Source organism: Burkholderia sp. Ac-20345 (genome assembly GCF_017104825.1).
GTDB lineage: Bacteria > Pseudomonadota > Gammaproteobacteria > Burkholderiales > Burkholderiaceae > Burkholderia > Burkholderia lata_B.
This window is the reverse complement of the sequence record NZ_JAAGPO010000256.1, coordinates 1-11,990: the sequence shown is the minus strand read 5'-3', so window position 1 is coordinate 11,990 and position 11,990 is coordinate 1. Positions and strand designations below refer to the sequence as shown.

Below are 11,990 nucleotides of genomic sequence, written 5' to 3'. Positions count from 1 at the left end.
CGCGCATCCTCAGCCCGTACGCGACGTTGTCGGCCACCGACAGGTTCGGGAACAGCGCGTAGTGCTGGAACACCATGCCCACTTCGCGCCGCCACACGGGCACACCCGCCATGTCGGCGCCGCCGATCGCGATGCGGCCGCTGCCGCCCTCGAGCAGGCCGGCCGCGAGCCGCAGCAGCGTGGACTTGCCGGACCCGCTGCGCCCCATCACCGCGAGCAGCTCGCCTTGCGCGGCGGACAGCGTGACGTCGTCGACACCGTGTCGCGCGCCGGGATACTGGAAACTGACGTGTTCGAACTCGAGACTCATGACGGACTCACTTCATACGTTGCACGGTGCCGACCGACACGAGCGTCGCGAGCACGGCGAGGACGAGCAGCACGACGGTGGCCGCGCATGCCATCCCCGACGCGCCGTAGAACGCCTGCAGCAGCACGATCGGATAATTGCGGTAGCGAAAACCGGCGATCAGGTTCGAGATCTGGAATTCGCCGATCGACAGCGCGGCCACCATCACGAGCCCCGAAAACAGGCTGTGCCGCAGATTCGGCAGCACGATCGTGAAGAACTGGCGCAGCGGCGTCGCCCCGAGCGTCGCCGCGCAGGCCTCGAGGCGCGCGAGCCCGAGGTGGCGCAGATCGCTGAGCAGCGTCTGCAGCAGGTAGGGCAGCGTCAGCACCGCGTGGGCCGCGATCATCAGCGGCAGCGTGCCGAGCCATGGCAGCGTGTCGCCGCTGAAGATCGCGATGTAGCCGAAGCCGAGCGTCAGCGCGGGCACGGCCACCGGCATCAGCATCACGATGCGCGTCGCCATGCCGCGCCCGGCCTGCGCGCGGTGATGCAGCGCATAGGCAAGCGGCAGGCCGATCAGCGCGTTGAGCGTGCAGCACGCCAACGCCACCGTCAGGCTCACGCCGAATGCGCGCGTAAAGCTGCGATTTCCGGCCAGATCGGCGAACCAGTGCCCGGTGAAGCCGGTCGGCAGCAGCGTGTTCGTCCACGACTGGCCCACCGAGCCGATCAGCAGCAGCGCGATCGGCAGCAGCAGGTAGAGCCCGAACACCGCGACGAGCGCGTGCAGCAACAGGCGCCCGGCACTCGGGCGCACGGGCCTGTTACGCGAAATCGGAACACCATCGGCCAGTGCCGGGGCGGTAGACGCAGGCATGGAAACACTCGCGGACAAGAGACGAAGACACCGCGCAACGCCCGCCGGGCGGGGCTGTCACGCGTTTTCTGGATGGCCGAAGTGTGCGGATCCGACATGGCATCGTCATGAAAAAAACGTACAAAGCCCGCATCGATCTGTGCGCCGAAGGAATAGTCGCGATGAAGCACCTGTATCCGAACGTCTCGGAACTGCACGCATTCACCTGTTCTGCGAAGTACCTGAACTTCTCCTACGCGGCCCGCGAACTGGGCCTGACGCCCAGCGCGGTCAGCCGGCAGATCGCGAATCTCGAGGCGCTGTTCGGCGTGAAGCTGTTCGTGCGCGAGGGGCGCAGCCTCGTGCTCACGCGCGCCGGGCAGGTGTACCACGCACGCGTCGCCGGCCCGCTGCGCGAGATCGGCAACGCGTCGATCGAACTGCTGAGCGCGCGCGAGAACAGCGACCTGCTGACGATCGCCAGCGTGCCGACGTTCACGACCAAGTGGCTCGTGCCGCGGCTCTCGCGCTTTCTGGCCGTCGCGCCGAGCGTCACGCTGAGCTTTCGCCGCCATCTCGCGCACGGCGACATCTTTCCGTTCGGGCTCGACGCGGCGATCCGCTACGGCGACGGCGCCTGGGAAGGGGTGCGAAGCGATTACCTGGACGGGCGGACCTTCGTGCCGGTCTGTGCGCGTGAATTCGGCGAGCGGCACGCGTTGCGCACACCCGCCGACGCCGTCACGGCGCCGCGCCTCGTGCACGAGCAGGCGGAAATCGCGTGGTCCGCGTGGGCGGAACGCCATCGCGCCACGCAGATGAACGCGCTGGCCGGGCCGCGCTTCGAACAGTATTCGGTGCTGATCCAGGCCGCGCAGGCGGGGCTCGGGCTCGCGCTCGTGCCGCGCTTCCTGATCGCGGACAATCTCGCGGCCGGCACGCTCGTCGAACCGTTCGACGCGCCCGTCGAGGTCGACGCGCAGGGGCACTACCTGTGCTACGCGCCGGAGCGCCTCGACACGAGCGAAGCGTTGCGGCACTTCAGGGAATGGATGCTGGACGAATGCGCGCCGGCGTAAGCCGGCCCGCATTCGTCGTGCGGCGGGACGCGCGCCGCCGCGCGCCCCGCTCCGGACACCGCCTGACGGCGGCGTCCGGCAGGCGTCGTCAGCGGCCGATACCGAGGCCCGGCAGCACGCCGGTATTCTCGGCCACCACGGCATGCAGCAGGCGCGGGTTCGCGCCGAGCAGCGCGAGGATCGTCGGCGCGACCTGCTTCGTGCCGACCGTGTCGGCCACCGTGCGTGCGCGATGCACGCCCGGGTACGACACGAGCAGGCCGAGGTGGCTGTCGTCCGGCGCGTTGCCGCCGTGCTCCTCGTCCTTCTTCGTGCTCGACGTATAGATCACACCCGGATTCGGCTGGACGATGATGTCCGGCGTACGACCGTTGGCCGGATCGCCGAAGCGCTCGGCCAGCGCCGCGCCGTACAGGATGTAGGCCTGCGAACCGTCCGCGCAGATCCCCGGCGCGTTGCAGCCCAGGTTCGCCTTCAGCGTCTGCACCACGGCCGTGCGTTGGTTGCGGTCGCGCAGCCAGATCAGGCCGACGTCGTCGGTCTGCACGAAGCCGGTGTCGACAAGGCCCGAGCCGTCGTTCAGGTTGCCCGTCTTCGTGTTGGCCTGGCCGAAGTTGCCGTTCGGGTCGAGATAGTTGTTCGCTTCGAGCAGCTTCGTCAGCGTGTCGCCGTTCTTCACGAGCTTCGTGTGATCGGTCGGCGACTGGCCATGCTTCGACGTGACGATCACGGCCGTCGACGAATACAGGTTCGCCTGCTTCAGCGCCGCGACGATATGGCCGATCGAGTTGTCGACGTACGTGATCGCGTTCGCGACCTGCCCGTTCGGCGTGAAGTTCGCATCCAGGTAGCCGCCGCCCTTCGTCACCACCGCCTTCTGCGCGACGCTCAGCGTCTGGAAGTCGGCGCCGAACAGCGTCGGCACCGGCGCGCTCTTCGTGCCGGTCGAATCACGGCCGTTGATCTGGTTGATCAGCGCCTGCACGTGCAGGTTGTCGAACTGCGCGGTATGCGAATAGACGTCGGTGTAGTCGGTCTGCGTCGCCGGGTCGATCGAGTTGATCTCGGTGCGCATCAGATCGTCGACGCCGGTGCCCGACGGCCCGTTCAGCCAGTCGTAGCCCCACGCGTGCTTGTCGGCCCACGCGGTGGTCGCGTTCGGGATGCCCGCCTTCACGGCCTCGAACACCGTGTTGGTCTTCACGTAGTTGTGCGGATAGACCGGCACGCACTTGCCGTTGACCTTCGCGTTCGGGATCGCCTGCGGGTTGAACGCGCCGCCGCCGTTCAGGTGGACGAGCGCGCCGCCGTTCTGGGCGTCGATGCCGGTCGTCTCGTCGAACACGACGTTCCAGCCCTGCTTGCCCGAGCAGCTCGTGTCGCCCGGCGCGTACAGGTTGCGGTCGTACGACACGTCGTAGAACAGGCCGGCCGTCTTCGGCGAACCGCCCGTCACGAGCGCGGCGAGGCCCGGGAACGAATCCGACAGGCCAGGCGTATAGGCATTCGTGTACGTCACGCCGCTCTTCGCGAGCACCGCGATGTTCGGACACGTGTTCGCGCCGATGCAGCGCGCGAGATCCTGCTCGTGCAGGCCGTCGACGCTGATCAGCAGTACGTGCTTCACGACGCGGCTCGCGTGGCCGCGGTCCTCGCCCTGATTGTTGCCGTCCTGCTGCGCCGCGTGCGCACCCGCGCCGGCGAGCGCCAGCGCGCCCGCCACCATCGCCACCAACTTCCGCTGCTTACCAAGGAAAGACATGATCACCCCACCTCATCGATTGACGTTGAACTGCGTGACTTGCCATCAGCCGCGCAAGAATATGGGCGCGCCGTGGGTCGCTCGCATGAAGCGGGGCTTTCTGTTTTCTATCAAACGTAACCAATCGCAAGTGACACGAAGCGGTCGCAAAGCAAGGTGACCTGGCGCACATTGCGAGATCCGCGCACACCTGCCGGCACCGCGCCGGTGCATCGGTCAGAACGCGCATGCGGCACCGCCGGCCGCGATTTTTTTTCCGGCTTGGCGTATGACTATTGGCGTGTGATAAAGGGTTTTCCCTGACCCGGAGCACGAGTATGTCGACCCTGGAAGCCCTCCGGTTCGTGCTGGACGATGCACGCACCCCCGAAATCATTCGCCACCACGTCGTCGACGCGTTGCAGTACGCGTTGCGCAACTACGGACAGGTGTTCACGGCGAAGGAAGTCGAATGGCTGGCGCAGTGGGACGACGCGCGTCTGCCGCTGGCCGCGAAGAAGGAACTGGGCAAGCGCGAGGAACCGGCGATCGCCGCGCGCTGAAGGAAGCACGCCGCCGCGCCCGAACGGATGAACGGACGCAGCGGCGGCGGATGGCCTGCTTACTGCAGGCCGAAGTCGACGCGGGTGGTCGCGCCCTTGTCCTCGATGCCCTTCGCATCGAGCTTCGGCGCAACGACGAACACGCGGCTCGAATCGATCTTCCCGTCGAGGTACTGGCGCACGGCTTGCGCGCGCTGCTGCGCGAGCGCACGCAGCGCGTTGTCGTCGGCCGGCGCATGGTCGGCGAGCGCCTTCTTCATGTCGGCGTCGGGCAGCGTCTTCTGCAGGCCGATCAGGTTGCGCGGCTTCTTGAAGTCGGCAGCCTTGTACGCGCGCGCCAGGTACTTGCTGTACTCGGCCGGTTCGACCTTCACCGACATCGGGTCGATGCTCTCGCCCTGCCCGACCACGTCCTTCAGCTTCTGCTGGCGCACCAGCCGCTCGACGTACGCATCGCCGAGCCCCGACGTGTCCTTCGCCGGATCGACGCGGCCGATCAGGTCGAGGCGGATCGACGGCTTCTCGGTCAGCATCTTCACGACGGTGTCGAGCTTCTTCTGCTGTGCGTCGTCGAGCTGGTACGAGCCCGGCGCGAATTCGACATAGCCGAGATCCTCGCCGCCGCTGCCGAATGCATGCGCGAGCAGCGAGAACGGCGACGTGACGGCCTTCGCGATCAGGTTCAGCACCGCGCGCCAGATCAGCCCGCCGACACTGAACTCCGGATTCGACAGCGAGCCCGACACCGGCAGGTTCACGTCGATCTGGCCACGCGTGTTCTTCAGCAGCGAGATCGCGAGCTTCACCGGCAGCTTGGTCGCCGTGTCGTTCTCCACACGGTCGCCGAACGTGAGCTGGTCGATGAAGATATGGTTGTTCGCCTTCAGCTGGTCGTTCTCGAGCGCGTAATGCAGGTCGACGTTGAGCTTGCCCTTCGTGATCGGGTAGCCCGCGTACTTCGCTGAGTACGGCGTCAGGTTGGTCAGCTCGATGTCGTGCGCGGTCGCGGTGAGGTCGAGCGCAGGCTTCTCGATCAGGGGGTTCACCGAACCCTTGATCGAGATCGGCCCGTTGCCCGCGAGGTTCGCGGCGACGTCGACCGGCGCGGACGTCGTCGAATCCGTGCCGAACGCGCCGACCGTGCCCTTGATCGCGACGAGGTTCGCCGTGTAGTTCGGCTTGATGAAGTTGTCCGTATACGTGACACGGCCGTTCTGCAGCAGCAGCTCGCCGAAATGCATCCGCACCGGGTTCTGCGGCGGTGTCGCGGCCTTCACGACCACCGTCGCCGACGCGGCGGCCGGCGCGGACGCCTGCTGCGCGGCCGCCGGCGCCGACGCGGCCTGCGGCGACAACGGCACCGGCTCGCCCTTGCTCGCGTCACGCGTGAGCGACTGCGCAGGGCCCGTTTGCTTCGCGACCACGTCCTTCAGGTTCAGGCGCCCCTGCGCGTCGAGCAGCACGCGGCCGTAGAAGTTCGAGAACGTCACGCGCGCGGCGTCGACGTCGGTGCCCTTCTCGTCGTAGTTCACCTTCAGGTTCGACAGTGCGAGCGAGCGCCAGCCCGCGAACGGGTCGGAGGTCGCCTTGTCGAGCATCCGCACGTCGACGAGCGCGACGTCGCCGCGATAGGTTGCGCGCGGCGCGTCCTTCACCTGCGCGAACGTCAGGTTGCCCTGCGCGTTGAGCAGCGCGCTCGCGATCGTCGCGTTCAGCGCGCTGCCGAAGTACGGCTCGAACGCGGCCGCATCGAGGCGGTTGCCGTTGATCTTCAAGCCGAGCTTCAGCGGCTGCGCGGTCACGTCGCCCGTCACGTTCAGCGAGCCCTTGCGGTTCAGCGTCGCCTTCAGCTGCACGGGCAGCGGCTTGGTCATGTCGTCGCTGATCTTCTGCACCGACAGGTCCAGCGGCTTGATCGCCAGCTTCACCGGGCGCGGCGTCGACAGGTCGGTGAAGTTCGCGGACGAATCCTTCACGTTCAGCGCGTCGATCCGGTAATGCCACGACGGCGCGGCGGCCTCGGCCTTGCGCGCGACCGTGCGCTTCGGCACCGACGCCTGCGCGGGCTCGGCCAGCGCCGCGAGGTCGATCTTGCCGTCCTTCAGGCGCTGCACGTCGAGCGCGAGCCCGCTGGCGTCGACGCTCGCGATCTCCGCGGTGCGCGTGGCCACGTCGACCTTCGCGATCTTCGCGCTCGCGTCCGGCAGCACGATCGCGGGCGCCTTCGCGTCGGGCGTCGCGATCTTCAGCGACTTCAGGCTGATCGTGCTGTCGGCGACCTGCGCGGCGAGCGGCGTCTTGCCCCAGTCGGCCTTCGCGTTGACGGTCGCGCCGAGCGTGCCGTCGAGCACGCGCGCACGCGTGGCTTCGCCGAGGTACGGCTGCAGCGCCGGCAGCGCGAGCGCGGCGACCGTCAGCTTGCTGTCGGCCTGCTTCTCCGCGAGATTGAATGTGCCTTCGGCCGTCACGTCGCCGCCGCGCGACAGCGACGTCGACAGCGTGTATTTCGCGGGCGTCTTGCCCTGCATCGAGAAGCCGTCGAGCGTCGCGGCGAGCTTCGTGAGCGACAGCGCGGTCGGCGTTGCCGGCACGCGGTCGTCGACGTTGACCGTACCGCCGTCGATCGCGAAATGGCGGATCGTCAGGTCGAGCGGCGGCGCCTCCTTCGCGCCGGCTTCGACCTTTGCGCCGCTGGCGGTGGCTTCGGCAGCGGCGGAGGCGGCGGCTGCGCCCGACGCCGCCGGCTTGCCCTGGGCGGCCGTCGGTGCGGTGGCGAGCCTCTCGACGTTCAGCACACCCTGCTTGTCGCGCGACAGGTCGACCACCGGCTGGTCGATCCGGATCTCGTCGAAGTGCATCGCGTTGCGCAGCGGCTCGAGGCTGGCCGCCGCGACGTGCACGCCGCGCGCGGCGAACAGCGGCGCGGACGCATGGTCCGTCACCTTCGCGTCGTTCAGGTCGACGGTGCCCGAGACGCGCAGCGCGGGCGTCTCGCCGCTCATCACGAAATTGACCTTGAGGTCGCTGCTCAAGAGGCCGCTCGTCACGGCCACCGGCAGCTTCGCCGGCACGTACGAGATCAGCTTCGGTACGTCGAGGCCATCGAATTTCAGCGCGATCTCCGATTCGCGCGACTGCGCGAACGGCTTGGTCTTGCCATCGATCGCGATCGGGCTGCCGTCGAAGCGCGCGCGCAGCTTCGGCTCGACGAAGATGTCGGTCTTCGATGCCAGCGTCGCGATGTACGGAATGCCGAGCGTCCAGTTGTCGACGACGTGCTTTTCGTTCAGCAGGCGGTCGTCGAAGTCGATCCGGCCGTTGTTGACCTGGATGTTCGACACCGAGAACTGCGTCGGCTTGCTTTCGGGCTTGGGCGACGGTGTCGAGAACTTCTCGATCAGGTCGGTGAAGTTGAAGCGCTGCGCGTCGTAGCGGACGATATGAAAGCGCGGCGAGTCGAGGCGGATTTCATTGACGATCGGCGCGCCGCGGAACAGCGACGACCACGACGGCCGCACGACGAGCTTCGCGATGTCGACGAAGTCGCCCTGCCCGCCCTTGTCGCCGAGATGGATGCCGTCGGCTTCGAGGTTCAGCGTGTACGGGTTCAGCGCGATGCGCTGGATCGTGGCGGGCCGGTCGAGCTGCTTGCTCAACTGCTGTTCGGCGATATGGCGGATCAGCGGCGGCGCCGCGAAGAATCCGAGCAGTCCGAATAAAACGATGAAGATCAGCAGGCCGATGCCGATGCGCCGGGTCCGGCGCGAGCGTGCAACGCCACCGAGGGCATGGAGGGTCGAGGATACGGTTTCTTTGTCTGCGCTTGCCATGCTTGAATGCCTCGGGATGGGGTGCCGGGCCGCACCGGAGAACCGGGCGGCCGCGCACGCTATCCCGAAAGTATAGGCTCAGGAGGTGACGGTACGGGGTTCGGGCGCCGTCGCGCCCGCCGGTCGGACAACGCCGCCGGTCATCCGTTCATTTCCGGACGATGACGGGCGGCATCCACGTGCCGTCGCTCGCCTGCGGCTTCGGCGCGTACAGGCGCAATGCGAGGGCGAAATCGGCGCGCGGTGCCGGCAGCCAGTTGGCCGCTTGCGTGCCGCCCGGCGACGCCGACACGACGATGTCGATCGAGCCGTCGTGGTTGCGGCGCAGGCGGTCGCGATCGCCGAGCGAGCGGCGCGCCGACCCGACGTCGGGCAGCGCGCCGTTCGTCGTATAGGGCGTCAGCGTCCAGAACGCGCGCGCCGGCGGCAGCGCGCCCGGCGCGAAATGCAGCACGTAGCGGTTCGCACCGTTCAGCGAATGACCGTCGCTGTCGACGCGGGCAACCGCGAGCGTTTCGTCGTCGCGCGTCGCGGTGCCGAACTGCGTGTAGGCCGCGTACGCGCGCAGCGTGTAGTCCTGACCGTACTTGCCGGCCGTATCGCCGATCCAGCTCCAGCCGTTCGCATTCAGCAGGTTCGACGGCGCGGTCGAGAGCCGTGCACGGGCCTCGGCAACGCCGGCCGTCGCGGCCGCGAGGCGGTCGCCCGTCCACAGCACCGGGTAGCCGGCCGATACGCCGATGTCGCCGAGCAGCGACTGCGCGTGCGCGTCGTCGGCCGGTGCCGGGTTGTCCTGCAGCGCCTGTGCGAAGCGCGCGAAGAACGCCTTCGGGTCGAGTGCCGCCACCTGCTCGGCCGGCGTGCCGCCGCCCACCGCTTCGGACGGCGCGCTGCCCGCATGGACCGCGACCGACGCGCCGCGCGCGGCGCCTGTGTATACGGAGAGCGGCACCACGCGGATCGCGCGCTGCAGTTTCTTCACGTTCGTCAGGTCGCGCCCGCCGCTCGTCTGCAGCCGGACTTCGAGCCACGCGTTGGCCGACGGGACGTCGATCCGGACCGCGCCCTTCGGCAGCGTGCCCTGCCAGTCCTTCGCGGCGAAGGCAATCGTTTGCGATCGCGCACCGCCACGGGCACCGCGTGTCGGCGCGCTCGACGACGACCACAGCACGTTCGTCCACATGTCGAGCGCACGGGCATCCCAGTAGCGGCCGCGCGCGTCGGGCAGCGTGACGATCACGGGTTCGGCGGCGACGTCGAGCCAGCCGGTCGAGTCGAGCGTGTCGACGCCCGGCAGCGGCGGATTGACCGCGCCGACGGGCGGCAGCGCCTGCGCGTGGCGCAGCGTGTTGAGCGGCGCTTGCCCCGGTTGCGCGCCGTCACCGCCCGTCGCCGCTTCCTTCGCGACGTCCATCAGCACGAGCGGATACGCATAGACATAGGAGTCGGCGACTTCCGCGCGCATCCAGCCGGTTTTCCGCTGGATTGCGTCCGGTTGCGATGCGCACCCCGCTAGCAACGCCGCCATGGCCAGCGACGCGCACGCGCGCCGCAGAGAAACTGATTCCTGCTGGTTTTCAATCATCGATTACTGGCCGAATATCGTTCTTTTCAGTCAACGCCTTGTTCGACTTGCGAATGGCGAAAACAAGGCACCCCAGCCTGCCCGGCTAACCGTTTCGCTGCGGTTCATAACGGCGGGCGCTGATGTCAGGCCGGTATCATAGCGCCTACGGGCATCCCCCAATATGCCGAATAGCTGGCGGCGCGTAACCGCAGGCCGAGCGGGTCTGAAATATTTCGCCGGATCTTCAGGCAAATTGGGGCGCCATCGAAGCAGCTTCAGCCTGCGCCAGATCCATCCCAGCGCCGATCGAGCCGCCATCCGGATTGACAAGTGGTGTCACTATTGACACCATTCAGTATGACAAGCGATTGGAAGATCCTCGAGCAAATGAGGCGCGAGCCCGCGAATGTGCGATTCAACGATCTGTACAAGGTCTGCGAGGCGCACTTCGGACAGGCCCGCCAATCCGGTTCAAGCCACGCCATTTTCAAGACACCGTGGCAAGGCGACCCTCGAGTGAATATCCAGAACGATCGCGGGAAAGCCAAGGCCTATCAGGTGCGGCAGGATCTCGACGCGATCGACCAACTGAAGGAACAGAAAGCATGACCCAAGACCACTTTACGTACCGCGTAACGTGGTCCCCGGAGGACGGGGAGCACGTCGGCCTGTGCGCGGAGTTCCCGTCCCTTTCGTGGCTCGACGCGACGCCGGAAGGCGCGCTGGCCGGTATCCGCCGGCTCGTCGCCGATGTCGTGCGCGACATGGCCGCGAACGGCGAAAAAGTGCCCGATCCGATCGCCGACCGAACCTACAGCGGCGAATTCAAGGTCCGCATCCCGCCGCAGGCCCACCGCGCGCTGGTGATCCAGGCCGCCGAACAAGGCGTCAGCCTGAACCGTCTCGCGAGCGCCAAGCTCTGCGCGTGACCGCGCGGCGGTGTGCCAACACGTGACGCCCGGCTTTCCGCACGGAAGCCGGGCGTCCGCTTTTTCCGGGCCGTGGCACCCTGTGAACAGCGATGGCCTTGAGCCGATCCGCCTACCTTGCCTCGCATCGTCATGTACCGCTTGACCTTACCATTATGGGAATGTTGATACTGGAACCATTCGCGGCATGAGCCGCGCATTCAGGGAATCCGACATGACTGAACCACTTGCCTCCACAGCGCTGCACACGATCGAACTGAGCGTCGACGGCATGCATTGCGGCGGCTGCACCGGCCGCGTGCAACGGGCGCTGGCCGCGGTGCCGGGCGTCGTCGATGCAACGGTCGACCTCGACGCGCACGCGGCGACGGTGACTGCGCAGGAAACGGTCGAAGCCGCACAACTCGTCGAAGCGGCCAGCGCAGCCGGCTACCGCGCCGCCGTGCGCGCACCGGTGCTCGAAGGCGCCGCGACGGCGCATGCGCATCCTGTCGAAGCGTCACCCGCGCCGACGGCCGCGGCCGCCTCCATTGCCAGCCGGCCGCTTCCGGCCGACAGCACCATCATCGAACTCGACATCGACGGAATGACCTGCGCGTCCTGCGTGTCGCGCGTCGAAAAGGCACTGGTGAAGGTGCCGGGTGTCACGCGCGCATCGGTCAATCTCGCGACCGAGCGGGCTACCGTCGACGCTGCGCCCGACGTCTCCGCCGCGCAGCTCGCTGACGCCGTGAAGCAGGCCGGCTACGGCGCGACGCCGGCCGTAACGGATGCAGGCGTCGCCGCGTTCGCACCTTCCTCGCCTGCCGCGCCGGCCAGCATCGAACTCGACATCGACGGGATGACCTGCGCGTCCTGTGTGTCGCGCGTCGAAAAGGCACTGGCGAAGGTGCCCGGTGTCACGCGCGCATCGGTCAATCTCGCGACCGAACGGGCTACCGTCGACGCCTCGCCCGACGTGACCGCCGCACGGCTCGCCGAAGCCGTGAAACAAGCGGGTTATGGCGCGACGCCCGTTGAAGGCGCGGCGATCCCGCCGGCACCCGCCACCGCCCCCGCCGATCTCGAACTCGACATCGGCGGGATGACCTGCGCGTCCTGCGCCGGCCGCGTCGAAAAGGCGCTGGCGGCCA

10 protein-coding genes are annotated in these 11,990 nt (G+C 67.7%); 5 read left to right on the top strand and 5 right to left on the bottom strand.

Annotation, left to right across the window (positions count from 1 at the left end):
• On the bottom strand, nt 1-310 hold a 310-nt coding region (locus G3O06_RS42910), incomplete at its 3' end, for an ATP-binding cassette domain-containing protein (protein WP_205819703.1).
• Nucleotides 311-317: 7 nt separating this feature from the next.
• Nucleotides 318-1,169 (bottom strand): ABC transporter permease subunit, encoded by an 852-nt coding sequence (locus G3O06_RS42905; RefSeq protein ID WP_174918046.1) that lies wholly within the window; start codon nt 1,167-1,169, stop codon nt 318-320.
• Nucleotides 1,170-1,330: 161 nt separating this feature from the next.
• Here G3O06_RS42905 and G3O06_RS42900 point away from each other — a divergent pair, with 161 nt between their 5' ends.
• Nucleotides 1,331-2,227, top strand: a complete 897-nt coding sequence (locus G3O06_RS42900) for a LysR substrate-binding domain-containing protein (protein WP_174999851.1) — start codon at nt 1,331-1,333, stop codon at nt 2,225-2,227.
• 88 nt (nt 2,228-2,315) lie between these two features.
• On the opposite strand, the gene G3O06_RS42895 is transcribed toward G3O06_RS42900, so the two are convergent.
• Nucleotides 2,316-3,995, bottom strand: coding sequence for an alkaline phosphatase family protein (locus G3O06_RS42895; RefSeq protein WP_174999852.1), 1,680 nt, complete (start codon nt 3,993-3,995; stop codon nt 2,316-2,318).
• Nucleotides 3,996-4,306: 311 nt separating this feature from the next.
• Here G3O06_RS42895 and G3O06_RS42890 point away from each other — a divergent pair, with 311 nt between their 5' ends.
• Nucleotides 4,307-4,531, top strand: a complete 225-nt coding sequence (locus G3O06_RS42890; protein WP_027790361.1) for a hypothetical protein — start codon at nt 4,307-4,309, stop codon at nt 4,529-4,531.
• Nucleotides 4,532-4,590: 59 nt separating this feature from the next.
• Here G3O06_RS42890 and G3O06_RS42885 read toward each other — a convergent pair whose 3' ends face one another.
• Nucleotides 4,591-8,361, bottom strand: a complete 3,771-nt coding sequence (locus G3O06_RS42885; protein WP_205819701.1) for a DUF748 domain-containing protein — start codon at nt 8,359-8,361, stop codon at nt 4,591-4,593.
• A gap of 148 nt (nt 8,362-8,509) precedes the next feature.
• On the bottom strand, nt 8,510-9,946 hold the full coding sequence (locus tag G3O06_RS42880) for a DUF1254 domain-containing protein (RefSeq protein ID WP_174971395.1): 1,437 nt from the start codon (nt 9,944-9,946) through the stop codon (nt 8,510-8,512).
• A gap of 312 nt (nt 9,947-10,258) precedes the next feature.
• On the opposite strand from G3O06_RS42880, the gene G3O06_RS42875 reads away from it, so the two are divergent.
• From G3O06_RS42875 to G3O06_RS42865, 3 genes are all read left to right on the top strand, one after another.
• Nucleotides 10,259-10,537, top strand: a complete 279-nt coding sequence (locus tag G3O06_RS42875) for a toxin HicA (protein WP_346779593.1) — start codon at nt 10,259-10,261, stop codon at nt 10,535-10,537.
• Nucleotides 10,534-10,857, top strand: coding sequence for a toxin-antitoxin system HicB family antitoxin (locus G3O06_RS42870; RefSeq protein ID WP_205819699.1), 324 nt, complete (start codon nt 10,534-10,536; stop codon nt 10,855-10,857). The genes G3O06_RS42875 and G3O06_RS42870 overlap by 4 nt, the downstream gene beginning before the upstream one ends.
• A 214-nt stretch (nt 10,858-11,071) precedes the next feature.
• Nucleotides 11,072-11,990, top strand: a 919-nt coding sequence (locus G3O06_RS42865) for a heavy metal-associated domain-containing protein (RefSeq protein WP_205819698.1), incomplete at its 3' end; no start/stop codon positions are given.